The sequence below is a fragment of the Streptomyces sp. NPDC048461 genome, assembly GCF_055587105.1.
Window position 1 is genome coordinate 537195 of sequence record NZ_JBVJGW010000001.1, and the last position, 24635, is coordinate 561829.

Annotated in this window: 22 protein-coding genes; 17 read left to right on the forward strand and 5 right to left on the reverse strand. The window is 72.7% G+C overall.

Annotated features, from left to right (window positions below):
* Positions 1–245 precede the first annotated feature (245 nt).
* Together ACZ6S8_RS02375 and thiD are read left to right on the forward strand one after the other, a co-directional pair.
* A complete protein-coding gene (locus ACZ6S8_RS02375; protein WP_469451636.1) occupies positions 246–1229 on the forward strand; it encodes a thiamine-phosphate kinase in 984 nt (327 codons plus the stop codon).
* Positions 1226–2026 carry a bifunctional hydroxymethylpyrimidine kinase/phosphomethylpyrimidine kinase gene (thiD, locus tag ACZ6S8_RS02380; RefSeq protein WP_469451638.1) on the forward strand — a complete coding sequence of 267 codons (801 nt, stop codon included), beginning with the start codon at positions 1226–1228 and terminating at the stop codon, positions 2024–2026. Before ACZ6S8_RS02375 ends, thiD begins: the two co-directional genes overlap by 4 nt.
* 121 nt (positions 2027–2147) lie before the next feature.
* On the opposite strand, the gene rpmB is transcribed toward thiD, so the two are convergent.
* Complete coding sequence (rpmB, locus tag ACZ6S8_RS02385) at positions 2148–2333, reverse strand: 50S ribosomal protein L28 (RefSeq protein ID WP_073911113.1); 186 nt, start codon at positions 2331–2333, stop codon at positions 2148–2150.
* Between the two features lie 241 nt (positions 2334–2574).
* Between rpmB and ACZ6S8_RS02390 the strand changes: the two genes are divergently transcribed.
* The 9 genes from ACZ6S8_RS02390 to mutM all read left to right on the forward strand — a co-directional run bounded on the left by ACZ6S8_RS02390 (position 2575) and on the right by mutM (position 11639).
* Positions 2575–4227: a DAK2 domain-containing protein gene (locus tag ACZ6S8_RS02390; protein WP_469451640.1), complete on the forward strand. Its 1653-nt coding sequence runs from the start codon at positions 2575–2577 to the stop codon at positions 4225–4227.
* 37 nt (positions 4228–4264) lie between these two features.
* Positions 4265–6466, forward strand: coding sequence for an ATP-dependent DNA helicase RecG (gene recG / locus ACZ6S8_RS02395; RefSeq protein WP_469451642.1), 2202 nt, complete (start codon positions 4265–4267; stop codon positions 6464–6466).
* 59 nt (positions 6467–6525) lie between these two features.
* A complete protein-coding gene (gene rsmD / locus ACZ6S8_RS02400) occupies positions 6526–7104 on the forward strand; it encodes a 16S rRNA (guanine(966)-N(2))-methyltransferase RsmD (RefSeq protein ID WP_469451644.1) in 579 nt (192 codons plus the stop codon).
* A 29-nt stretch (positions 7105–7133) separates the two neighbouring features.
* Positions 7134–7613: a pantetheine-phosphate adenylyltransferase gene (coaD, locus tag ACZ6S8_RS02405; protein ID WP_267718360.1), complete on the forward strand. Its 480-nt coding sequence runs from the start codon at positions 7134–7136 to the stop codon at positions 7611–7613.
* Positions 7614–7720: 107 nt separating this feature from the next.
* On the forward strand, positions 7721–8821 hold the full coding sequence (locus tag ACZ6S8_RS02410) for an ATP synthase F0 subunit B (protein ID WP_469451646.1): 1101 nt from the start codon (positions 7721–7723) through the stop codon (positions 8819–8821).
* A gap of 69 nt (positions 8822–8890) precedes the next feature.
* The gene (locus ACZ6S8_RS02415) at positions 8891–9598 is read left to right on the forward strand and encodes a YceD family protein (protein ID WP_469451648.1); all 708 of its coding nucleotides are present in this window, start codon (positions 8891–8893) and stop codon (positions 9596–9598) included.
* A gap of 2 nt (positions 9599–9600) precedes the next feature.
* Positions 9601–9774, forward strand: a complete 174-nt coding sequence (rpmF, locus tag ACZ6S8_RS02420) for a 50S ribosomal protein L32 (RefSeq protein WP_003965982.1) — start codon at positions 9601–9603, stop codon at positions 9772–9774.
* 19 nt (positions 9775–9793) lie between these two features.
* The gene (gene rnc / locus ACZ6S8_RS02425) at positions 9794–10648 is read left to right on the forward strand and encodes a ribonuclease III (RefSeq protein WP_469451650.1); all 855 of its coding nucleotides are present in this window, start codon (positions 9794–9796) and stop codon (positions 10646–10648) included.
* 130 nt (positions 10649–10778) lie between these two features.
* Positions 10779–11639 carry a bifunctional DNA-formamidopyrimidine glycosylase/DNA-(apurinic or apyrimidinic site) lyase gene (gene mutM, locus ACZ6S8_RS02430; protein ID WP_469451652.1) on the forward strand — a complete coding sequence of 287 codons (861 nt, stop codon included), beginning with the start codon at positions 10779–10781 and terminating at the stop codon, positions 11637–11639.
* On the opposite strand, the gene ACZ6S8_RS02435 is transcribed toward mutM, so the two are convergent.
* Positions 11612–12019, reverse strand: coding sequence for a winged helix-turn-helix transcriptional regulator (locus ACZ6S8_RS02435; RefSeq protein WP_469451654.1), 408 nt, complete (start codon positions 12017–12019; stop codon positions 11612–11614). The genes mutM and ACZ6S8_RS02435 overlap by 28 nt on opposite strands.
* 132 nt (positions 12020–12151) lie before the next feature.
* Here ACZ6S8_RS02435 and ACZ6S8_RS02440 point away from each other — a divergent pair, with 132 nt between their 5' ends.
* Positions 12152–12763, forward strand: coding sequence for a flavodoxin family protein (locus ACZ6S8_RS02440; RefSeq protein WP_469451896.1), 612 nt, complete (start codon positions 12152–12154; stop codon positions 12761–12763).
* A gap of 82 nt (positions 12764–12845) precedes the next feature.
* Here the strand turns inward: ACZ6S8_RS02440 and ACZ6S8_RS02445 are convergent, their stop codons facing one another.
* Positions 12846–13784 carry a CAP domain-containing protein gene (locus tag ACZ6S8_RS02445; protein WP_469451656.1) on the reverse strand — a complete coding sequence of 313 codons (939 nt, stop codon included), beginning with the start codon at positions 13782–13784 and terminating at the stop codon, positions 12846–12848.
* Between the two features lie 136 nt (positions 13785–13920).
* Between ACZ6S8_RS02445 and ACZ6S8_RS02450 the strand changes: the two genes are divergently transcribed.
* From ACZ6S8_RS02450 to ACZ6S8_RS02465, 4 genes are all read left to right on the forward strand, one after another.
* Entirely contained in the window at positions 13921–14202 is a 282-nt protein-coding gene (locus ACZ6S8_RS02450) for an acylphosphatase (protein ID WP_383921179.1), read from the forward strand.
* A gap of 349 nt (positions 14203–14551) precedes the next feature.
* Positions 14552–14770 carry a hypothetical protein gene (locus ACZ6S8_RS02455; RefSeq protein WP_030032603.1) on the forward strand — a complete coding sequence of 73 codons (219 nt, stop codon included), beginning with the start codon at positions 14552–14554 and terminating at the stop codon, positions 14768–14770.
* A gap of 205 nt (positions 14771–14975) precedes the next feature.
* Positions 14976–18920 (forward strand): AAA family ATPase, encoded by a 3945-nt coding sequence (locus ACZ6S8_RS02460; protein ID WP_469451659.1) that lies wholly within the window; start codon positions 14976–14978, stop codon positions 18918–18920.
* A gap of 256 nt (positions 18921–19176) precedes the next feature.
* Positions 19177–20604: a sugar porter family MFS transporter gene (locus ACZ6S8_RS02465; RefSeq protein WP_469451660.1), complete on the forward strand. Its 1428-nt coding sequence runs from the start codon at positions 19177–19179 to the stop codon at positions 20602–20604.
* A 47-nt stretch (positions 20605–20651) separates the two neighbouring features.
* Here ACZ6S8_RS02465 and ACZ6S8_RS02470 read toward each other — a convergent pair whose 3' ends face one another.
* Both ACZ6S8_RS02470 and ACZ6S8_RS02475 read right to left on the reverse strand, forming a co-directional pair.
* Positions 20652–21638 carry an LLM class flavin-dependent oxidoreductase gene (locus tag ACZ6S8_RS02470; RefSeq protein ID WP_469451662.1) on the reverse strand — a complete coding sequence of 329 codons (987 nt, stop codon included), beginning with the start codon at positions 21636–21638 and terminating at the stop codon, positions 20652–20654.
* Positions 21639–21701: 63 nt separating this feature from the next.
* Positions 21702–23162, reverse strand: coding sequence for a cytosine permease (locus ACZ6S8_RS02475; RefSeq protein ID WP_469451664.1), 1461 nt, complete (start codon positions 23160–23162; stop codon positions 21702–21704).
* 142 nt (positions 23163–23304) lie between these two features.
* Between ACZ6S8_RS02475 and ftsY the strand changes: the two genes are divergently transcribed.
* Entirely contained in the window at positions 23305–24528 is a 1224-nt protein-coding gene (ftsY, locus tag ACZ6S8_RS02480; RefSeq protein WP_469451666.1) for a signal recognition particle-docking protein FtsY, read from the forward strand.
* The last annotated feature ends 107 nt before the right edge of the window (positions 24529–24635 follow it).

Consider the following 24635-nt stretch of genomic DNA (forward strand, 5'->3'; position numbering starts at 1 on the left):
GGAACCTCCAGGGCGGCCACGAGGATCATTTCCCCTAACCTTCGGGTGGGCCCCACACGATCGAAGGGGCTGGGGGAAGAAGGGACGCCACGGTACCGCGTCGCCGAGGGCCGCGGGGAGACCCGCGAGCCCGGCGCCGCGCACGGCGGGGCGTACGGGGAGCAGAAGTTGACGTATCTGTTGACGGTACCCAGAGCTGTGACGGCTCGCGACCGCAAGCGGACTGGGCAAGAAGGGGCACAGCGATGAAGGGCACTGTGGGCGAGCTGGGGGAGTTCGGGCTCATCAGGGAACTCACCTCACGGCTCACCACCACCCCGGCGGTCCGGCTCGGGCCGGGCGACGACGCCGCGGTGGTGTCGGCCCCCGACCGGCGGGTCGTGGCGAGCACCGACATCCTGCTGGAGGGCAGGCACTTCCGGCGCGACTGGTCCACGGCCTACGACGTCGGCCGCAAGGCCGCCGCGCAGAACCTCGCCGACATCGCCGCCATGGGCGCGGTGCCGACCGCACTGCTCCTCGGCCTGGTCGTCCCGGCAGAGCTGCCGGTCACCTGGCCCACCGAGCTGATGGACGGCATCCGCGACGAGTGCCAGGTCGCCGGCGCTGCCGTGGTCGGCGGGGACGTGGTCCGCGGCGACACCATCACCGTCGCGATCACCGCCCTCGGAGACCTCCGCAACCACGAGCCCGTCCTGCGCTCCGGCGCCCAGCCCGGCGACGTCGTCGCCGTGACCGGCTGGCTGGGCTGGTCCGCGGCCGGGTTCGCGGTCCTCTCGCGGGGCTTCCGCTCGCCCCGGGCCTTCGTCGAGGCGCACCGCCGCCCGGAACCGCCGTACCACGCGGGTCCCGCGGCCGCCGGACTCGGCGCCACCGCCATGACCGACGTCAGCGACGGCCTGATCGCCGACCTCGGGCACATCGCCGAGGCCAGCAAGGTGCGGATCGACCTGCGCTCCTCGGCCGTGGACATCCCCAGCCAGATGCACGACATCGGCCAGGCCGTCGGAGTGGACCCGCTCCAGTGGGTCCTCACCGGGGGAGAGGACCACGCGATCGTGGCGACCTTCCCGCCCGACGTGAAGCTGCCGGCCCGCTGGAAGGTCATCGGCGGCGTGCTCAACCGCTCCGCGCTGCCCCAGGTGACCGTCGACGGCGCCCCCTGGACCAGCACCGGCGGCTGGGACCACTTCGGCGCCGATCCGGCCGCCGATGACGGTGCGCCGTGACCACGGCGCCGCCGCTGTGCCTGACCGTCGCCGGATCCGACTCCGGCGGCGGCGCGGGCATCCAGGCCGACCTCAAGACCATGCTCGCGCTCGGCGTCCACGGCATGAGCGTGGTGACCGCCGTGACCGCGCAGAACTCCCTCGGGGTCCTGGGAGCCTGGGAGCTCCCCGCCGAGGCCGTGACGGCCCAGTACCGGGCCGTCGTGGACGACATCGGCGTTCGGGCCGTCAAGACCGGCATGCTCTCCTCGGCCGTGCTGGTGGAGACCGTGGCCGCGCTGCTGGCCGACACCGCCGCGCCGGCCGTCGTCGACCCGGTCGGCGTCTCCAAGCACGGGGACGCGCTGCTGGCCGCCTCCGCGCTGGACGCCGTACGGGGGGAACTGCTGCCGCGGGCCACCGTGGCCACGCCCAACCTGGACGAGGTGGCGCAGCTCACGGGCCTGCTCGTGGAGACCGAGGACGACATGCGCCGGGCCGCCGACGCGATCCTCGGCTTCGGGTCGCGCTGGGCGCTCATCAAGGGCGGCCACCTCGCGGGGAACGGCGGCGAGGCGGTGGACCTGCTCAGCGACGGAACCGAGGAGCGCTGGCTGCGCGCCCCCCGCTTCGACAACCGGCACAGCCACGGCACGGGCTGCACCCTCGCCAGCGCGGTCGCGGCGGGCCTCGCCAAGGGCCTGACCGTCCCGGAGGCGGTCACCGAGGCCAAGGCGTACGTGACCGGGGCCATCGCCGCGGGCTTCGCGCTCGGCGCGGGCATCGGCCCGGTGGATCACGCCTGGCGGTGGCGCTGAGCCCCGCCGGGCCCGCCGGGTCCGGGGCGTTCCCCGGGTCCGGGAAAGGCAAAAGGCCGGTTCACCAGAGGTGAACCGGCCTTCTTGGCAACCGGAAAGGGCTGCGCTACGACGGGAGGCGTCAGCGCGAGACCTTGCCGGCCTTGATGCACGAGGTGCAGGCGTTGAGGCGCTTCGGCGTCCCATTGACCACGGCACGCACGCGCTGGATGTTCGGGTTCCAGCGACGCGAGGTACGGCGGTGCGAGTGGGAGATGCTGTTGCCGAAGCTCGGCCCCTTGGCGCAAACGTCGCAGTTGGCAGCCACAGGTCACTCCAAAGACTTCAGGTGCAATTACAGTGAAACCGGCGCACCGGATCCAGAGATCTGAAGTGGTTTGCCGGGGGAATGGCCCGACTCTCATCGGGCAACCGGAGCAGCATACAACGCCTGCACCGGTCCAAGAAAACTACCATGGCCGCCGCCGCCCCCGCCCCGAGGTCCGGACGCCCCGGCGGTCCTTCGTTACCCTGCGGTGAACCCTGGCCCGCACAAGGAGGAACGCCCGGTGCCGCACGAGCCCCAGCCGCAGCCGCCCGACGAGCTCGACGCCGAAGCGGTGCGCACCTGGAGCTCGCTGGCCGTGGCCGCACTGGGCCGGGCCCGCGAGGACATCGACGCGATCAACGTCTATCCCGTCGCCGACGCGGACACCGGCACCAACCTCTACCTCACCGCCGAATCGGCCGACCGCGCCCTCGACGAGGCCTTCGCCAAGGTGACCGAGGGCACACCGCAGACCTCCCTGGCCCACGCCGTACGGGCCTACGCGCACGGAGCGCTCGTCGGCGCCCGGGGCAACTCCGGGACGATCCTGGCGCAGCTGCTGCGCGGGGTCGCCGACGTGCTCGGGGACGAACCCGGCGCCCGGGGCCCGGGGCGGATGCTGGCGCAGGCGCTGACCCGGGCCGCGGAATCGGCGTACGCGGCCGTCGCCCACCCGGTCGAGGGCACCATGCTCACCGTGGCCACCGCCGCGGCCCGGGCCGGCGAGGCGGCCGGAGCCGCCGCCGGGACCGCCGCCGACGTGGCCCGCGCCGCCTACGACGGGGCCCGCGACGCCCTGGCCGAGACCCCGGGGCAGCTGGCCGTGCTCGGCCGGGCCGGGGTGGTCGACGCCGGGGGCTGCGGCGTGGTCGCCGTGCTCGGGGCGCTGTGGCAGGCGCTGTCGGGGCAGGAGCCGGCCGCCGAACCGGTGCGCGGCCGGGCCGTGCCCGTACCGCGGACGGCGGAGCCCTGCGCGAACGGGCAGGACGGACCGGCGTACGAGGTGATCTACCTGCTGGAGGCCTCCGACGCGGCGGTCGCGGACCTGCGCGCCCGGCTCGACGGGCTCGGCGACTCCCTCGTCGTGGTCGGCGGCGACGGCCTGTGGAACGTCCACGTGCACGTCGACGACCCCGGCGCGGCCGTCGAGGCCGGGGTCGTCGCCGGGCGGCCGTACCGGATACGCATCACCCACTTCGGCGACGAGCGGCGCCGGGCCCGCGGCGAGCGCGCCCAGCGGGCCGTGGTCGCCGTGGTCCCGGGGGAGGGGCTCGCGGGACTCTGCGGGGAGGCCGGCGCGACCGCCGTGCTCGCCCGCCCCGGGGAGGTACCGGCGGCGGCCGAGCTGCTGGACGCCATCCGCCGCGCGCACGCCCGCGAGGTGGTGCTGCTGCCCGGCGGTCCCGAACTGCGGGCCGTCGTCGCCGCGGCGGCCGAGCAGGCCCGGGCCGACGGCGTACGGGTGGCCGTGATCCCCACCCGCTCCGCCGTCCAGGGGCTGGCCGCGCTCGCCGTCCACGACCCGGACGGCAGCTTCGACGAGGACGTGGTCGCCATGACGGCGGCGGCCGGCGCCACCCGCTACGCGGAACTGGCCGTCGCCGAACGGCAGTCCTTCACCTCCGCCGGCATCTGCCAGGCCGGCGACGTGCTCGGCCTCATCGACGGGGACGTCGCGGTCATCGGCGCGAGCCTGGCCGAGACCGCCGAGGCGGTCCTGGAGCGGATGCTCGGCTCCGGCGGCGAACTGGTCACCCTGGTCCTCGGTCCCGACGCGCCGGACGCGCTCGCCGAGCGCCTGGAGACGTACGTCCAGCACGGGCACCTGGCCGTGGACACCGTCACCTACCGGGGCGGGCGGCACTCGGCGCCGCTCCTCATCGGGGTCGAATAGGGGTCGAATAGCCGCCTTGTCAGCGCCATGGTGTGCAATGGAACACGTGCCCGCGCTCGACGAAGACCTCAAGAAGACGCTCGGCCCCGCCACCGCGAAGGTGCTGGCCGAGCAGCTCGGCCTGCACACGGCCCTGGACCTGCTCCACCACTACCCGCGGCGGTACGCGGAGCGGGGCGAGCTGACCCCGCTGGCCGAGCTCGCCGAACAGCTCGACGAGCACGTGACCGTCGTCGCCCAGGTCGCCGACGCGCGGATCCTGACCTTCAACGGCGGCCGCGGCAGACGCCTGGAGGTGACCATCACCGACGGCAGCGGCCGGCTCCAGCTCGTCTTCTTCGGCGCCGGCGTCCACAAGCCGCACAAGGACCTGCTGCCCGGCACGCGCGCCATGTTCGCGGGCAAGGTCGGCATGTTCAACCGCAAGCTCCAGCTCTCCCACCCCGCCTACGAGCTGCTGAGCGCCGACGCCTCCGACGAGGACGCGGCGACCGCGTTCGCGAGCCGGCTCATCCCGATCTACCCGGCCTGCGCCAAGCTGGAGTCCTGGAAGATCACCAAGTGCGTGGACGCGGTGCTGCCCGGCGTCCGGGAGACCGTGGACCCGCTCCCGCCCGCCCTGCGCGAGGGCCGCGGCCTGGTCCCGCTCACCGAGGCCCTGCTGAAGATTCACCGCCCGGCGACCAAGGCCGACATCGAGGACGCCCGCCAGCGCCTGAAGTGGGACGAGGCCTTCGTCCTCCAGGTCGCCCTCGCCCGCCGCCGCCACGCGGACTCCCAGCTCCCGGCCGTGCCCCGACGGCCCACGCCCGGCGGCCTGCTGGACTCCTTCGACGCCAAGCTCCCCTTCACCCTCACCGACGGCCAGCTGAAGGTCTCCGCGGAGATCTTCGACGACCTTGCCACCAGCCACCCCATGCACCGCCTCCTCCAGGGCGAAGTGGGGTCGGGCAAGACGATGGTGGCCCTGCGCGCGATGCTCGCGGTCGTCGACTCCGGCGGACAGGCCGCGATGCTCGCGCCCACCGAGGTGCTCGCCCAGCAGCACCACCGGTCGATCACCGAGATGATGGGCGAGCTCGCCGAGGGCGGCATGCTCGGCGGCTCCGACCGGGGCACGAAGGTGGTGCTGCTCACCGGGTCGATGGGAGTGCCGGCCCGCCGCCGGGCCCTGCTCGACCTGGTCACCGGGGAGGCGGGGATCGTCATCGGCACGCACGCCCTGATCGAGGACAAGGTGCAGTTCCACGACCTCGGGCTCGTCGTCGTCGACGAACAGCACCGCTTCGGAGTGGAACAGCGCGACGCGCTGCGCTCCAAGGGCAAGCAGCCCCCGCACCTGCTGGTGATGACCGCGACCCCGATCCCGCGCACGGTCGCCATGACCGTGTTCGGCGACCTGGAGACCTCCGTCCTGGACCAGCTGCCCGCCGGGCGCTCGCCCATCGCCACCCACGTGGTGCCCGCCCAGGACAAGCCGCACTTCCTGGCCCGCGCCTGGGAACGGGTCCGCGAGGAGGTGGAGAACGGCCACCAGGCGTACGTCGTCTGCCCGCGCATCGGGGACGGGGACGAGGCCGCCCCCGGCAAGAAGAAGGCCGCCGCCGAGGCCGACGGGGACAAGCGGCCCCCGCTCGCGGTCCTGGAGATCGCCGAGCAGCTCACCCGCGGCCCGCTCGCCGGGATCTCCGTCGAGGTGCTCCACGGGCGGATGGACCCGGCCGACAAGGACGACGTGATGCGTCGCTTCGCCGCCGGGGAGGTGAAGGTGCTGGTCGCCACCACCGTCATCGAGGTCGGGGTGAACGTCCCGAACTCCACCGTCATGGTGATCATGGACGCCGACCGGTTCGGCGTCTCCCAGCTCCACCAGCTGCGCGGCCGCGTCGGCCGCGGCACCGCCCCGGGCCTGTGCCTGCTGGTCAGCGAGATGCACGAGGCCAGCCCCGCCCGCGCCCGGCTCGCCGCCGTCGCCGCCACCCTCGACGGCTTCGAGCTCTCCCGGATCGACCTCGAACAGCGCCGCGAGGGCGACGTCCTCGGCCAGGCCCAGTCCGGGGTGCGCTCCTCGCTGCGCATGCTCGCCGTCATCGAGGACGAGGAGGTCATCGCCGAGGCCAGGGAGGAAGCCACCCGCGTCGTCGCCGAGGACCCCGAGCTGGAGGGCCTGCCGGGCCTGCGCACCGCGCTGGAGGCCCTGCTGGACACCGAGCGGGAGCAGTACCTGGAGAAGGGCTGACCGGTACGACCTATCGTTGGAGGCCCGTACCCCTCCCACCGCCGTACGAAGGACCCCAGATGACCCGCGTGATCGCCGGCAGCGCCGGCGGGCGACGGCTGGCCGTGCCCCCGGGCACCGGCACCCGCCCGACCTCGGACCGGATGCGGGAAGGCCTCTTCTCCACCTGGGAGTCGCTGCACGGCATCGAAGGGTCCCGGGTGCTCGACCTGTACGCGGGCTCCGGCGCCGTGGGCCTGGAGGCGCTCTCCCGCGGCGCCGGCCACGCCCTGCTGGTCGAGCCCGACGCCAAGGCGGCCAAGGCCATCCGGGAGAACATCACGACGCTGGGCCTGCCCGGGGCCGAGTTCCGGGCGGGCAGGGCCGAGCAGATCGCCGCGGCCGTCGCCGCCGGGGACCCGTACGACCTGGTCTTCCTGGACCCGCCGTACGCCGTCGGGCACGACGATCTTCGGGAGATCCTCCTCACACTCCGGTCCCAGGGCTGGCTCACCGGCGATGCGCTCGTCACCGTGGAGAGGAGCACCAGGAGCGGTGCGTTCCCGTGGCCCGAGGGCTTCGAGCCGCTCCGGTCGCGCAAGTACGGCGAGGGGACCCTCTGGTACGGTCGCGCCGCCTTCACCAGCGAAGATTCATGATGTCCGCACCGGAGAGCGAGGGACTTCAGTTGCGCCGCGCCGTCTGTCCGGGGTCGTTCGACCCCATCACCAACGGACACCTCGACATCATCGGCCGGGCCTCCCGGCTCTACGACGTGGTCCACGTCGCCGTGATGATCAACCAGTCGAAGCAGGGCCTGTTCACCGTCGAGGAGCGGATCGAGCTGATCCGCGAGGCGACCGCCGACTACGGGAACATCGAGGTCGAGTCCTTCCACGGACTGCTCGTCGACTTCTGCAAGCAGCGGGACATCCCGGCCATCGTCAAGGGCCTGCGCGCCGTCAGCGACTTCGACTACGAACTCCAGATGGCCCAGATGAACATGGGGCTGTCCGGCGTCGAGACGCTCTTCGTGCCGACGAACCCGACCTACAGCTTCCTGTCGTCCTCGCTGGTCAAGGAAGTCGCGACCTGGGGCGGCGACGTGGCCCACCTGCTGCCCGCGCACGTGCACGCCGCCCTGCTGGAACGGCTGCGCGACCGCTGACCGCCCGGGCGCAGGCCGTCGGGCCGGTGTCGGGCTCCCGCCCACCGGCCTTACAGTCGTCCCGTCCGACTCGGGAACCGCCCGAGGCCGAGAGAGTGCGAGCCCCCATGGACGTGCAGAAGAAGCTCGACGAGATCGTCGCGGCCGTCGGCGGCGCCCGCTCCATGCCCATGTCGGCCTCCTGCGTGATCAACCGCGCCGAACTGCTCGCCCTGCTCGAAGAGGTCCGCGCGGCTCTCCCCGGCTCCCTCGCCCAGGCCCGCGAGCTCATCGGCGACCGCGAGCAGATGGTCGAGGAGGCCCGCCGCGAGGCGGACCGGATCATCGAGTCCGCGCACAGCCAGCGCGGTTCGCTGATCTCCGACACCGAGGTCGCGCGGCGCTCCCAGGCCGAGGCCGACCGGATCCTGGAGGACGCCCGCCGCGAGGCGGAGGAGGTCCGGGCCGAGGCCGACGACTACGTGGACAGCAAGCTCGCCAACTTCGAGGTCGTCCTGACCAAGACCATCGGTTCGGTGGACCGCGGACGCGAGAAGCTGCTGGGCCGCGGACCGGGGCTGGACGAGCACGGCTACCCGGACGCCGAGGCGCCCGAGCGCAGCCACGACCCCGAGACGCAGCGCCTGCAGGCCGACGCGTACGTGGACACCAAGCTGGCCACCTTCGAGGCGGTGCTCTCCAAGACCCTGGAGGCGGTGGGCAAGGGCCGGCAGAAGCTGCTGGGCCGGATGCCCACCGACGACCTCGGCGCGCACATGGCCGCCCAGGACGCGGCGGGCTCCCAGCAGTCCCGCTCGTCGAGCGACGCGGACTTCCTGGCGGGCCTGGCGGAACCGGAGCGGGCCGCGGCGCCGGCGCAGCCGCCCATCCCCGCCCAGGCGCAGCCCGTCTACGACGCGTACGCCGCGCAGTACTCGGGCGAGCCGGCCGCGCAGCACCAGGACGCGTACGGCTACCAGGACCCGTACGGCGGCTACCAGCAGCAGCCCGACCCGTACTCCGGCGCCGACGCGGCGGGAGCGTCCTACGGCGGCCACTACGACCCGCAGCAGCACGACCCCTACGCGTCGTACCAGCAGCAGCCTCAGCAGCAGGCCCATGCGCAGCAGGCGCACCAGGCCCAGCAGCCCGCGCTCGACGAGACCAGCCTCTTCGACACGAGCATGATCAACCTGGACCAGCTGCGCCAGTACGAACAGGGGCGCTAGCACCGGATTGGGCGGAGAGCTCCCCGGCGGGTATCCTGGCTCTTCGGTCGCGCGTATGCACCGCGATCCATGCTGCCCACATGTGGCGGAATCTTTGATCTTGAGCAATCCGTGAAAGCAGGAACAGCCCTGAATACCCGCCTCGACCACCGCAACCCCCTCGTGTTCGACACGCACGAGCTGGGTCGGCGTCCTGGTGCCATGCAGAAGCTGTTCCGTGAGATCGCGGCACCGGCGGACCTCGGTCTCGCCGGGGTCATCGGAGTGCCGGAAGGCGCACCGCTCAAGCTCAAGCTCCGCCTCGAGTCGGTCATGGAAGGGGTGCTTGTCACAGGCACCGCCCGTGCATCGGCCGTAGGGGAGTGCGTAAGGTGTCTGGAGGCCGTCGAGCGCGAGCTCAAGGCGGACTTCCAGGAGATGTTCTCGTACCCTGACGCCGACGACCGGACCCGCTCCAAGGCGGAGCCGGCCGACGACGCCGAGGACGACGAGGACACGCTCTTTCTCGAGGACGGCTTGTTCGACCTCGAACCCGTGCTGCGTGACGTGGTGGTGCTCGCACTGCCGCTGCAGCCGGTGTGCCGGGAGGACTGTCTCGGACTGTGCCCCGATTGCGGGCTCAGCCTGAACGACGACCCGGACCACCACCATGACGCCGTCGACATCCGTTGGGCGGCACTGCAGGGACTCGTCACCGATCAGGGCGATGAGAAGGACAACATGAGCGGCACTGCCTCTGACGGAGTTCAGGGCGCCGCCGAGAAGCAGGAGAAGTAGCCGTGGCTGTTCCGAAGCGGAAGATGTCGCGCAGCAACACGCGCCACCGCCGGTCGCAGTGGAAGGCTGCGGTCCCCACCCTGGTTTCGTGCGAGCGTTGCCAGGAGCCGAAGCTCCAGCACATTGCGTGCCCGAGCTGCGGCACCTACAACAAGCGCCAGGTCCTCGAGGTCTGAGCGGCTGGTGAGAGGCGCAATGTCTGAGCTGTCCAGCGCTGAGAAGCAGGCAGACAGTAACAAAGCGGCCTCGTCCCACACGCTTCTGGAAGGGCGGCTCGGGTACAAACTCGAGACCGCCCTTCTGGTGCGCGCGCTGACGCACCGCTCGTACGCGTACGAGAACGGCGGTCTGCCCACCAACGAGCGGCTGGAGTTCCTCGGGGACTCCGTGCTCGGCCTGGTGGTCACGGACACGCTGTACACGACCCACCCGGATCTCCCCGAAGGCCAGCTGGCCAAGCTTCGGGCCGCGGTGGTCAACTCGCGCGCACTGGCGGAGGTCGGGCGCGGCCTCGAACTCGGTTCCTTCGTCCGGCTCGGCCGCGGCGAAGAGGGCACGGGTGGCCGGGACAAGGCATCCATCCTCGCCGACACCCTTGAAGCGGTGATCGGCGCGGTCTACCTCGATCAGGGCCTCGACGCGGCCTCGGAGCTGGTTCACCGGCTCTTCGACCCGCTCATCGACAGGTCCTCGAACCTCGGCGCCGGCCTGGACTGGAAGACCAGCCTCCAGGAACTCACGGCGTCCGAAGGTCTTGGCGTACCGGAATACCTGGTCTCTGAGACCGGCCCGGACCACGAGAAGACCTTCACCGCTGCTGCTCGCGTCGGTGGTGTCTCGTACGGCACCGGCACCGGCCGCAGCAAGAAGGAAGCGGAACAGCAGGCCGCCGAGTCGGCCTGGCGCGGCATTCGCGCCAAGGCGGACGAGCGGAACGCGGCACCCGCCGCGACCGCACCGGCTCCTGCGGCAGCGGCGAAGGCTCCGGCCGACGCCGGGGCCGGGGAAGGCGGGGCGCCGACGCCCGCCGACCCGCAGCCCGACGCCTGACCCTTCCTTCGGGAACTCCCCGCCCCGCCACCTGTCCGCAGGTGGCGGGGCGGACCCGTTTCCGGGGCCCGGGACGGGGCCGGTAGGCTCGGACCCCGCGCCCACCGGCGCGCCGCCCCGAGGAGAAGCCGTGCCCGAGCTGCCCGAAGTCGAAGTCGTGCGGCGGGGGCTGGCCCGCTGGGTCGCGGGGCGGACCGTGGAGTCCGTCGAGGTCCTCCACCCGCGCGCGGTGCGCCGCCACCCCGGCGGCGGGGCCGACTTCGCGGCGCGGCTGGGCGGTCAGACCGTCGGGGTTCCGCAGCGGCGCGGGAAGTACCTGTGGCTGCCCCTGGAGGGCCGGGACCTGTCCGTGCTCGGGCACCTCGGGATGAGCGGGCAACTGCTCGTGCAGCCGCAGGAGTCCCCCGACGAGAAGCACCTGCGCATCCGCGTGCGGTTCGCGGACGACCTCGGCACCGAGCTGCGCTTCGTCGACCAGCGCACCTTCGGCGGCCTCTCCCTGCACGAGAACACGCCCGACGGGCTGCCCGACGTCATCGCGCACATCGCGCGGGACCCGCTGGACCCGCTGTTCGACGAGGGCGTCTACCACCTGGCCCTGCGCGCCAAGCGCACCACCCTCAAGCGGGCGCTGCTGGACCAGTCGCTCATCAGCGGGGTCGGCAACATCTACGCCGACGAGGCGCTCTGGCGCGCCAAGCTGCACTACGAGCGCCCCACCGCCACCCTCGCGCGCCCCCGGAGCGCGGAACTCCTCGGCCATGTCCGGGACGTCATGAACGCGGCCCTCGACGTCGGCGGGACCAGCTTCGACAGCCTGTACGTCAACGTGAACGGGGAGTCGGGCTACTTCGACCGTTCGCTCGACGCCTACGGCCGCGAGGACGAGCCCTGCCGCCGATGCGGCACCCCGATGCGGCGCAGGCCGTGGATGAACCGGTCGAGCTACTTCTGCCCGCGCTGTCAGAGGCCGGCGCGCGTCGCGTCGTAGGTCCGCCGGGAGGCCAGCACGTCTGCCATGCTCCCCTCCAGGAAGTGGATGAGGGCGAGCAGCCGGTCCGCGACCTCCGTGCCGAGCGGGGTCAGTTCGTAGTCGACGCGAGGCGGGTTCGTCGGCTGTGCCTCGCGGTTGACGATGCCGTCGCGCTCCAGCGCGTGCAGGGTCTGCGAGAGCATCTTCTCGCTCACGCCCTCCACGCGCCGGCGCAGTTCGTTGAAGCGGCACGGGCCCTCGCGCAGCGCTCCCACGGTGAGACTGCCCCAGCGTCCGGTGACGTGCTCCAGGGTCTCCCGGGACGGGCACGCGCGTGCGAAAACGTCGAACGGAAGGTCTGATCCGGCGGCTTCGGTACAGGCGGCTGGTGTCTCCATGCCTCACAGCGTACCTCCGTGCAGCGCTAACTGTCGGGTTGCGCTTTCGAAAAGTAAGTGTTTTTCTTCTCTCGTCGGACCGCACTCCGTGGGACGGCGCAGACTTGTCCGAGGGAGACCGCTTTGTCCGCCATCACGCACGCCCCCGTCGTCTCGATCGCCTACCACTCCGGATACGGCCACACCGCCGTCGTCGCCGAGGCCGTCCGCTCCGGAGCCGTCGAAGCCGGCGCGACCGTGCACCTGATCGCGGTGGACGCGATCGACGACACCCAGTGGGAGCTGCTCGACGCGTCCGACGCGATCGTCTTCGGGTCGCCGACCTACATGGGCACGGCGTCCGGCGCCTTCCACGTCTTCGCGGAGGCCACCTCGAAGCGCTGGTTCGGCGACGTCTGGCGGGACAAGATCGCGGCCGGATTCACGAACTCCGGCTCCAAGAGCGGCGACAAGCTCCACACCCTGCAGTTCTTCCAGACGCTGGCCGCCCAGCACGGCATGAGCTGGGTCAACCTGGGGCTGAAGCCGGGCTGGAACTCCACCGCCGGCTCCGAGGACGACCTCAACCGGCTCGGCTTCTTCTCCGGCGCGGCCGCCCAGACCAACTCCGACGAGGGTCCGGAAGGCGTCCACCGTGCCGACATCGCCACGGCCGCCCACCTGGGCCGACGCGTCGCCGAGCACGCGCGCGTCGTCGTCGCGGGCCGTGCCGCCCTGGCGGACGCGGTGCTCGTCTCCGTCTGAGGGATCCCGCGGACGGCCGCCCGGAACGCGTCAGGCCCCGCCGGCCCGAAGGGCCGGCGGGGCCTGACGGCAGGCGCTCGTCTCAGAAGCCGAAGTCCTGCGTCCACCAGGGGCCGCCGGAGGCGAAGTGGGCGCCGACGCCGAGGGTGCGGAACTCGCAGTTGAGGATGTTCGCCTTGTGCCCGGGGCTGTTCATCCAGGAGTTCATCACGGACGCGGCGTCACCCTGGCCGCGGGCGATGTTCTCGCCGCCGAGGCCGGAGAGGCCCGCCTGGGACGCGCGGTCCCACGGGGTGTCCCCGTCGGGGTCGGTGTGGTCGAAGAAGCCGCGGACCGCCATGTCCTTGCTGAAGGCACCGGCCAGCGCGGCGAGCGGCGGGTTGGCCCGGACCGGGCCGCATCCGGCCTGCGCGCGGGCCTGGTTCACCAGGGTGACCACGGCCGTCTCCGCGGCGGAGTGCCCGTCCCCGGGTGCGGGCGCGGTCGGCGCCGGGGCGGAAGGCTTCGGGGGGACCGGCTTCGGGGGCTGCGGCTTCGCGGGCGCCGGGGCGGTGCTCTTCTGCGGCGCCTTGGTGGAGGGGGCCGGCGTGGCGGCCGGGGCCGGCGGCTCCTCCGGGGCGGAGGGCGACGCCGGCGCGGAGGCGGACGCCGAGGCGGAGGGGCTGGGCGGCGTGGAGGGGCCGGGCGGGGCCGACGGCGTCGGGGCGGCCGACGGACTGCCGGACGGGCTCGGGGCGGCGGCGCCCGAAGGGGTCCGGCCGGACAGGTTGGCGAGGCCGCCCTGCTGGTCGAGCGCGCCGTTCCGGGTCGGCTTGGAGGCCGCGCCGGCCTCCGCCCCGCTCGGGGCGTCCGTACCGCTGACCCCTACATAGGGGAAGGAGCCGCCGACCGGCACCATGCCCGTCGTGACGGCCGCGGTGCCGAGGGCCACGGCGACCGAGGCGCCCAGCAGGCCGGTGCGCAGGGCGGTCCCGCGCCTGCCTTCGCGGCGCGGGGCGGCGTTGAGTCGGTGGCGTCCCATCGGCGTCGTGCCTTCCTCGGAGCTCAAGATCATCCGTTACTCACCCAAATGGGTGAGTTCATTGCTGCGCGACTGTACGCCATGGGCCCAGGGGGGCGATGTGCCCGGAAAGGGCCCGCCCGGTTAGCGTTCACGCATGAATGACGATGTCCGCCTGACCGCCTGGGTGCGCGGCCGTGTACAGGGAGTGGGCTTCCGCTGGTTCACCAGGGCCAATGCCCTGGAGCTCGGAGGAGTGGTCGGCTTCGCCCTCAACCTCGACGACGGGCGGGTACAGGTGGTGGCCGAAGGTCAACGTGAGAATTGCCACCGGCTGCTGGAGTGGCTCCGGTCCGCCGACACGCCCGGCCGGGTGGACGGTGTGACGGAGATCTGGGGCACACCGCGAGGCGGCTACGACGGATTCGCGATCCGGTGATCGATCGACTGATCATGTACTGATCACACGCATCGGGCGGCTGCACCCGGTCGGAACTGCGCATTCATCGCCGACGCGTTGCCGACGGCCCCGATCCGTGGAAGGCTCGGAGGCGAGGATGATCTCCACGTCCCTTGCGGGAGCCGGGCCGCCCGCCGATACGGGGCGTGATCGTGTTGACCGTCAAACTTTTTGGTGAGACGCTGGAAGCCCCGCGCACCTGAGCTGTTTGGCAGTGTTGGCATTAGTAAGCGCAGTGACTGTCAGTCGCTGCCGGACATCCGCGGGTGCGATTCCCTCACGACCCACACCGCTTCGGTCGGTCACTCAGTGTGGAGGACCATCCATCATGGCAAAGGCGCTTCTCGGTTACGTCGGCGGTTCCGATCCGCGACTCCTCGCCGAGATGCGACGGCTTCAGCAGCGCGTCCAGGACCTCGAGTCCGAGCTCGTACGGATTCAGTCCGAAAATGACGCGCTGAACGCGGCCGCCGCTCAGCACGACGGAGACTCGCTGCTGGACAGCATCGATATCGACGTACCGCAGGCGGAGCCTGCGCTCACCTGATTCGCGCTCTCCAGGTCGCTGGACTCCCAGCCCTGCTTGATCTGCAAGGGACGCTCCGGCGTCCCTTCTTTCTTGGACGCCCGAACGCCTGGACGCCGCGCCGCACGCCGACGTGGAGCCAGGCGGGGGGCCGCCCCCGCGTGACGTCGGTGATGCCCCGCACCTTCACGGGCGAAACCGCACGCAAAAGGTAGAGTCCGGCGGCGTGCACCTCAAGTCCCTGACCCTGCGCGGCTTCAAATCCTTCGCCTCCGCCACGACCCTGCGGTTCGAACCCGGCATCACCTGCGTCGTGGGTCCGAACGGCTCCGGCAAGTCCAACGTGGTGGACGCGCTCTCCTGGGTCATGGGCGAACAGGGTGCCAAATCCCTGCGCGGCGGGAAGATGGAAGACGTCATCTTCGCCGGCACCACGGGGCGCCCGCCGCTCGGGCGCGCCGAGGTGTCGCTGACGATCGACAACTCCGACGGCGTGCTGCCCATCGAGTACGCCGAAGTCACCATCACCCGGATCATGTTCCGCGGCGGCAGCAGTGAGTACCAGATCAACGGTGACACGTGCCGCCTGCTCGACATCCAGGAACTGCTCTCCGACTCCGGCATCGGCCGTGAGATGCACGTCATCGTCGGCCAGGGCCGGCTGGACTCCGTCCTGCACGCCGACCCCACGGGCCGCCGGGCCTTCATCGAGGAGGCCGCCGGCGTACTGAAGCACCGCAAGCGCAAGGAGAAGGCGCTGCGGAAGCTGGACGCGATGCAGGCCAACCTCGCGCGCGTCCAGGACCTGGGCGAGGAGCTGCGGCGGCAGCTGAAGCCGCTGGGGCGGCAGGCGGCGGTGGCCCGGCGGGCCGCCGTCATCCAGGCGGACCTGCGCGACGCGCGGCTGCGGCTGCTCGCCGACGACCTGACGGACCTGCGGCGTGCGCTCGACGCCGAGATCGCGGACGAGGCCGCCCTGAAGGAGCGCAAGGAGGCCGCGGAGGCGCGCCTCGCGGACGCCCTGCGCCGCGAAGCCGAGCTGGAGGAGGCCGTACGGGAGCTGGCGCCGCGGCTCACGAGGGCCCGCCAGACCTGGTACGAGCTGTCGCAGCTGGCCGAGCGGGTGCGCGGGACCGCGTCCCTGGCGCAGGCGCGGGTCAAGAGCGCGTCGGCGCCGGTGGAGGAGGAGCGGCGCGGCCGCGACCCGGAGGACATGGAGAAGGAGGCCGCGCGCGTCCGCGAGCAGGAGGCCGAGCTGACGGCCGCCCTGGAGGCGGCCTCGCGCGCCCTGGAGGACACGGCCGGGCACCGGGCCGAGCTGGAGCGCGAGCTGGCCGGGGAGGAACGGCGGCTTCGGGACGCGGCCCGGGCCATCGCCGACCGGCGCGAGGGGCTGGCCCGGCTCACCGGCCGGCTCGGCGCGGCCCGCTCCCGGGCGGGAGCGGCGCAGTCCGAGATCGACCGGCTGGTCGCCGCGCGGGACGAGGCGCAGACCCGGGCCGCCCTGGCGCGGGAGGAGTACGAGGCGCTGGCCGAGGAGGTCGGCGGCCTCGACGACCCCGCGGTGGAGGGGGAGCACGAGGCGGCGCGGGCCGGGCTGGCGGCCGCCGAGGCCGGACTGGCCGCGGCGCGGGAGGCGGTGACCGCGGCGGAACGTTCGCGCGCGGCGGTGACGGCCCGCCGGGACGCGCTCGCGCTCGGGCTGCGCCGCAAGGACGGTACGGGCGCGCTGCTCGCGGCGCGGGAGCGGCTGGCGGGGCTGCTGGGACCGGCGGCCGAGCGGCTGACGGTGACCCCGGGGTACGAGGTCGCGGTGGCCGCGGCGCTGGGCGCGGCGGCGGACGCGGTGGCGGTGGCCTCGCCGCAGGCGGCCGCCGCGGCCATCCGGCACCTCCGCGACGGTGACGGGGGCCGGGCCACGCTCCTGATCGCCGCACCGGGGGCGACGGTCCCGGGACCGGCCGCCGAGCCGGCCGGGTCCGGGAGCGGCGCCGATGCCGGGGACGGGGCCGGCGCGGCCACCGGGGTCGGCGCCGGGCTCCCGCACCGGGGGGCGGACGCCGCCGCGGGGGCGTTCCCCCGTCCGGCCCCCTCCCGGGACGCGGATCCCGCGCCGTACGCAGCCGGCACCGGCGGCGGGCGGGGGGACTCCGCGGCCGCGGATCCGGCGGGACCCGCGTCCCACGGTGCCACCGGGGGCTCCGGCCCCGTCCCGGCAGCGCCTGCCCCGGCAGCGCCCGTCCCGGCAGCCCCTGCCCCGGTCGCCGGTGCCCCCGGCCCCGCACCGGTCGCGCCCGCGGGCCCGGCGGCCGAAGCCGTCCTCGGGACGAGGCCCCGCCCCGGTACGGCCGACGGCGCCGCGGCCGCACCCCCCGTCGCCGCCGCCGGGCTGGTCGGCGGGGACGGCGCCGTGCTGCGGGCGGTGGCCTGGGTCCTGCGGGACTGCTTCGTGGTCGGCGGCCTCGACGCGGCGCAGGCCCTGGTGGCGGAGCGCCCCGACGCGGTGGCCGTCACCCTCGACGGCGACGTCCTCGGGGCGCACCTCGCGCACGGGGGCTCCGCCGGGGCGCCCAGCCTGATCGAGGTCCAGGCCGCCGTCGACGAGGCGGCGGCGGAACTGGCCGGCCTGGACCTGCGCTGCGCGGAGCTCGGCTCGGCCCAGGAGACCGCCCGGACCCGGCACCGGGACGCGGCGGCCCTGGCCGACGAGATCGCCGAGCGGCGCCGGGCGGGGGAGCGGGCCCGGGCCGGGGTCGCGCAGCAGCTCGGCCGGCTCGCGGGGCAGGCCAAGGGCGCCGAGGGCGAGGCCGAGCGCACCGCCACCGCCGCGGCCAAGGCCCAGGACGCGCTGGAGCAGGCGCTGTTCGACGTGGAGGAGTGCGCGGAACGCCTGGCGGCGGCCGAGGAGCTGCCGGTGGAGGACGAGCCGGACGCCTCGCGTCGGGACCGGCTGGCCGCCGACGGCGCGAACGCCCGGCAGACCGAGATGGAGGCCCGCCTCCAGCTCCGTACCCACGAGGAGCGGGTCAAGGCACTGGCCGGGCGGGCCGATTCGCTCGACCGGGGGGCCCGCGCGGAACGGGAGGCCCGGGCCCGCGCCGAGCGCCGCCGCGCCCGGCTGCGGTACGAGGCCGAGGTGGCCCGGGCGGTGGCCGACGGCGCCCGGCAGCTGCTCGCGCACGTGGAGGTGTCGCTGGCCCGCGCCGAGGAGGAGCGCGCCGGCGCCGAGCACGCCAGGGGCCTGCGCGAGCGGGAGCTCGCCGGGGCGAGGACCGCGGGCCGCGACCTGAAGGCCGAGCTCGACAAGCTCACCGACTCCGTCCACCGGGGCGAGGTGCTCGGGGCCGAGAAGCGGTTGCGCATCGAGCAGGTGGAGGCCAGGGCGCTGGAGGAGTTCGGCATGGACTGCGCCGGGCTCGTGGCCGAGTACGGGCCCGACCAGCCCGTGCCCGCGTCGCCGGCCGCGGACGGCGAGGAGCTCCCCGACGATCCGGAGCACCCCCGCAACCGGCCGGGCCCCTTCGTACGGGCGGCGCAGGAGAAGCGGCTCAAGGCGGCCGAGCGCGCCTACCAGCAGCTCGGCAAGGTCAACCCGCTCGCGCTGGAGGAGTTCGCGGCGCTGGAGGAGCGCCACCGGTTCCTCAGCGAGCAGCTGGAGGACCTGCGCAAGACGCGGGCCGACCTCCTTCAGGTGGTGAAGGAGGTCGACCGGCGCGTCGAGCAGGTCTTCACCGAGGCGTACCACGACACGGCCCGGCAGTTCGAGGGGGTGTTCTCGCGGCTGTTCCCCGGCGGCGAGGGGCGGCTGGTCCTCACCGACCCCGACAACATGCTCACCACCGGCGTCGACGTCGAGGCCCGTCCGCCGGGCAAGAAGGTCAAGCGGCTCTCGCTGCTCTCCGGCGGCGAACGCTCCCTGACGGCCGTGGCGCTGCTGGTCTCGATCTTCAAGGCGCGGCCCAGCCCGTTCTACGTGATGGACGAGGTGGAGGCCGCGCTCGACGACACCAACCTGCAGCGGCTGATCCGGCTCATGGAGGAGCTGCAGGAGAGCTCGCAGCTGATCGTCATCACGCATCAGAAGCGCACGATGGAGGTCGCCGATGCCCTGTACGGCGTCTCCATGCAGGGAGATGGAGTGTCCAAAGTGATCAGTCAAAGGCTCCGTTAGGGGTCTGTCTCGTTCAAGTTTTGAACATCAAGCCCGAGCTGCTGCCGCAACTGTCGATTTCATGGGGGCGAAATCGGTTCTTCACATCCTCTTGACTTCAAGAAGTGAAGTCATAGGCTCTCCTCTGTCGCCCGGCACGTTCAGGTGGTGGCGCACTGTTTGATGTGCGCCACTGTGAGGAACACGATCAGGCGACGACACGAGAACCAACACCCCTCACGCTGCCCGCCGTCGGCGCCGGGCCCAGGAGCGCACCTTGACCAGCACAGCGAACGCACCCTCGGCAGGCGGTGGAAGCACCCAGCCCGAGCACCTCGGGCACGTCATCTTCATCACCGCGGCCGCGGCCATGGGCGGTTTCCTCTTCGGCTACGACAGCTCCGTCATCAACGGCGCCGTCGAGGCCATCCGCGACCGGTTCGACGTCGGCTCCGCGGCCCTCGCCCAGGTGATCGCGGCCGCCCTCATCGGCTGCGCCTTCGGCGCGGCGACCGCCGGCCGCATCGCCGACCGGATCGGCCGCATCCGCTGCATGCAGATCGCCGCCGTCCTCTTCACCGCGAGCGCCATCGGATCCGCGACGCCGTTCGCCCTGTGGGACCTCGCCATGTGGCGCATCATCGGCGGCTTCGGCATCGGCATGGCCTCGGTGATCGGCCCCGCCTACATCGCCGAGGTCTCGCCGCCCGCCTATCGCGGCCGGCTCGCCTCCTTCCAGCAGGCCGCCATCGTCATCGGCATCGCCGTCTCGCAGCTGGTCAACTGGGGCATCCTCAACCTCGCCGACGGCGACCAGCGCGGCGAGCTCGGCGGCCTGGAAGCCTGGCAGTGGATGCTCGGCGTCATGGTCGTCCCGGCCGTGCTCTACGGCCTGCTGTCCTTCGCCATCCCCGAGTCCCCGCGCTTCCTCGTCTCGGTCGGCAAGATGGACCAGGCCAAGACCGTCCTGCGCGAGGTCGAGGGCGAGCGCATCGACGCCGACGCCCGGGTCAACGAGATCCACAACGCCATCCACTCGGAGCAGAAGTCCACCTTCAAGGACCTGCTCGGCGGCCGCATGGGCTTCCTGCCGATCGTCTGGATCGGCATCGGCCTCTCCGTCTTCCAGCAGCTCGTCGGCATCAACGTGATCTTCTACTACAGCTCCTCGCTGTGGCAGTCGGTCGGCATCGACGCGAGCTCCTCGTTCCTGTACTCCTTCGAGACCTCGGTCGTGAACATCATCGGTACGGTGATCGCGATGCTGTTCGTCGACCGGATCGGCCGCAAGCCGCTGGCCCTCATCGGCTCCGTCGGCATGGCGATCTCCCTCGGCATCGCCGCCTGGGCCTTCTCCTTCCGGTCCGGCGTGGGCGACGACATCACGCTGCCGCACACTCAGGGACTCGTCGCGATCATCGCGGCCAACTTCTTCGTCCTCTTCTTCGCCCTGTCCTGGGGCGTCGTGGTCTGGGTCCTGCTCGGCGAGATGTTCCCGGGCCGCATCCGCGCCGCCGCCCTCGGCGTCGCCGCCGCCGCCCAGTGGATCGCCAACTGGGTCATCACCGTCACGTTCCCCACGCTGTCGGACTGGAACCTGTCCGGCGCGTACGTCATCTACGCGGTCTTCGCCGTGCTCTCGATCCCCTTCATCCTCAAATGGGTGCCGGAGACCAAGGGCAAGGCGTTGGAGGAGATGGGGTAACCACCCCCGCCACCACCCCTCTCCTCTCGTACGGGTACTGCCCCGGCTCAGTCCTTGAGCCGGGGCAGTACCCGTTCGCACAGCAGGTGCAGGCTGCGCCAGCCCTCGTCCAGCGGCATCCCGCCGCACAGGGGGTGCAGCACCAGGTTCCCCGCCTCGCCGGCGCCCTTCGCGTACGCGACCGCCTCGTCCGGGGTGAGGACGCGGTACACGCCCTCGGCGCGCAGTTCCTCCACCGTGCGCGCGCCCGACCGCACGGCGCTGCGGATGTCCTTGGACTGCCAGGACGCGTACATGCCCGCCTCGTGCAGGAAGCGCCCGCCGTGCTCGGCCCAGACCCGGTCCGGGTCCTCCGCGATGTGCAGCAGCGGGGTCTCGGCGGCGGGCATCATGCAGAAGCCCTCCGTCCCGTACTCCGCGAGCTTCGCCTGGTAGTACGCCTCCAGCTCCGGCAGGTGTGCGCTCGGGAAGAACGGCAGCCCCAGCCGGGCCGCGCGCCGCGCCGCCGCCTCGGAGCTGCCGCCGACGAGCAGCAGCGGGTGCGGCCGCGTGAAGGGCCGCGGGGTGACCCGTACGGTCCGGCCGCGGAACTCGAACGGCTCGCCCGTCCACGCCTTCAGCAGCGTCTCCAGCAGCTCGTCCTGGAGCCGGCCGCGCCGGCCCCACTCCACGCCGTGCTGCTCGTACTCCTCGGGCCGGTAGCCGATGCCCGCCACCGTCACCAGCCGGCCGCCGCTGAGCAGGTCGAGCACGGCGATGTCCTCGGCCACCTTCAACGGGTCGTACAGCGGGCCGATGATCGCCGAGACGGTCACCGCGATGCGGCGGGTGGCGCCGAAGACCGCGCCCGCGAAGGCGAAGGGCGAGGGCAGCCAGTTGTTGGCGGTGCCGTGGTGCTCCTCGGTCTGGACGGTGTCGATCCCGCGGTCGTCCGCGTACCGGGCCATCTCCAGGGCCGCCCGGTAGCGGGCGGAGAGCGACTCGGGGGTGCCGTTCGGGTCGACGAGATTGAACCGGGCCACGGTGATGGGCATGGAGGAGTCCCCCTTCGCCGGATGTGGGTGGGCGGGCGAAGGGGGACGTTAGCTGACGTGACGTCAGTTGGACAGGGTTCCGGCGGGCTCGCGGTCCTCGGCCGGCGCCCCGGCCGCGGCCGGGGCGGGCGTGCGCGGCAGCACCGCGTACAGCGCCGCGGAGGTCACGATGCCGGCCACCCAGCCGAGGCCGTTCTCCCCGATCCAGGTGGAGGACAGCGGCCCGCTGAACCAGTCCACCGACGTGAAGAGCAGGCCGACCACCAGGGCGAGCGCCCACGCGGTCATCGCCTGCCAGGCGAACCCGCCCTTGTACCAGTAGGCGCTGGTCCGCGTGGTGTCCAGGAGTGCGGCGCCGTCGTAGGTCTCGCGGCGCAGCATGTCCACGCCGAAGACGCCGATCCAGGCGGAGAACGCCACGGCGAGCAGGGTCAGGAAGGAGATGAACGAGCCGAAGAAGCTGGTCGCGACCACCATCAGCAGGAAGCCGAAGACCAGGCTGATCACGGCGTTCACGCTGACGGCCCAGGCGCGCGGGACCTTGATGCCGAGGGTCTGTGCGGTGAACCCGGCCGAGTACATCGACATCGAGTTGATCAGCAGCATGCCGACGAGCGCGATGAGCAGGTACGGGACCGCGATCCAGGTCGGCAGCAGCTCGCCGATGAAGGAGACCGGGTCCTGCGCGCTGGCCAGGTCCGGCGTGCCCACGGCCATGACCGCGCCCATCAGCACCATCGGAAGGACGACCACGCCGGCGCCGCCGATCGTGGCGCCGACCATGCCCTTGGATGAGGCCGTGCGCGGCAGGTAGCGGGTGAAGTCCGGACCGGACGGGACCCAGCTGATGCCGCCGGCCGCGATGGTGCCGATGCCCGCGATCATCATCGCGGTGGAGCCGGCCGGCTTCCCGAAGACGGCGGACCAGTCGGTCGTGGCGACCAGGTAGCCGAGGACCAGCACGCTGAAGGTTCCGAAGAGGTACGTGGACCAGGTGGAACAGACGCGCAGCGCGTTGATGCCCAGGCCGGAGACCACGAAGGTGCAGCCCACGAAGAACAGCAGGGTGACCACGATCAGGGGCGTGCTGCTCTCGACGCCGAACAGCAGGTCGAGCACGGTCAGCACGGCGTAGGCGCCGCTGACCGCGTTGATGGTCTCCCAGCCCCAGCGCGCCACCCAGATCAGCGCCCCGGGGAACAGGTTGCCGCGCTGTCCGAACACCGCCCTCGACAGGGCCATGCCCGGGGAGCCGCCGCGCTTGCCGGCGATGGAGATGACGCCGACCATCCCGTACGAGACGACCGGGGCGGCCACCGCGACGACGAGCACCTGCCAGATGTTGAGCTTGTTGAAGATCACCAGGCCGGCGCCCATGGTGAGCAGCAGCACGCTGATGTTGGCGGCGACCCACGTCGGGACGAGCTCGCGCACCCGGCCGGTGCGCTCGCCGTCCGGGACGGGCTCCAGCCCGCGGGTCTCGATCGCGGTCTCTATCGCACCCTCGGCGGGCTCGGCAGGCATGCGGTACTCCGGTGGGGGAGATGGGCGGGGAGTCGTCCATCATCGTAGATGTGCCACTAAGACCACAAATAGAGGATTCGGTCCTGGTGCGGCGCTCCCGGGTCCCGGGTCCGGAGCGCCCGTGGCCGATACTGGGGACGTTATGGAAATCCTCATCCTTGCTGTAGTCATCGCCCTGGTCGCGGTCGGCATGATCAGCGGGCTCGTGGTCAGCAGCCGCAAGAAGAAGCAGCTGCCGCCCTCGGCACCGTCGAGCACGCCGACCATCACTGCCCCGCCCGCCGAACCGCAGGTGGGGGAGGACGCCGCACCGACGGCGGAAGAGCCGCGCCGCACGATCGAGGAGGTCACCCTCCCCGACACCGCGGCCGCCACCGATTCCCCGGTCGCCGTCGAGGACCCCGTCGTCGAGGCGCCGGCCGCACCCGAGATCGAGGTGCCCGAGCCCACCGCGGGCCGCCTGATCCGGCTGCGCGCCCGCCTCGCCCGCTCGCAGAACTCGCTGGGCAAGGGGCTGCTCACGCTGCTCTCCCGCGAGCACCTCGACGAGGACACCTGGGAGGAGATCGAGGAGACCCTCCTCATCGCCGACGTGGGTGTCGTACCCACCCAGGAACTGGTCGACCGGCTCCGCGCACGGGTCAGGGTGCTCGGCACCCGCACCCCCGCGGACCTGCGCGCCCTGCTGAAGGAGGAGCTGCTGACCCTGGTCGGCACCGACTTCGACCGCGCCGTGAAGACCGAGAGCGGCGTGGACACCCCCGCCGTCGTGATGGTCGTCGGCGTGAACGGCACCGGCAAGACCACCACCACCGGCAAGCTCGCCCGCGTCCTGGTGGCCGACGGCCGCAGCGTGGTGCTCGGCGCCGCCGACACGTTCCGCGCCGCCGCCGCCGACCAGCTCCAGACGTGGGGCGACCGGGTCGGGGCGCGCACCGTGCGCGGCCCCGAGGGCGGCGACCCGGCCTCGATCGCCTTCGACGCGGTCAAGGAGGGCATCGCCGAGGGCGCCGACGTGGTGCTCATCGACACCGCCGGCCGCCTGCACACCAAGACCGGGCTCATGGACGAGCTCGGCAAGGTCAAGCGCGTCGTGGAGAAGCACGGCCCGCTGGACGAGGTCCTGCTGGTCCTGGACGCCACCACCGGGCAGAACGGCCTGACCCAGGCCCGCGTCTTCGCGGAGGTCGTGGACATCACCGGCATCGTGCTGACCAAGCTCGACGGCACCGCCAAGGGCGGCATCGTCGTCGCCGTCCAGCGCGAGCTGGGCGTCCCCGTCAAGCTGATCGGCCTCGGCGAGGGCCCGGACGACCTGGCCCCCTTCGAGCCGGAGGCGTTCGTGGACGCCCTGATCGGCGACTGAACGCGGTCCGTCCGCGGGCGGGGGGGGGGGGGGGGGGGGGGGGGGGGGGGGGGGGGGGGGGGGGGGGGCCGGGGCGCGGCCGGCCACGCCCCACCGCGCCCGCGGCA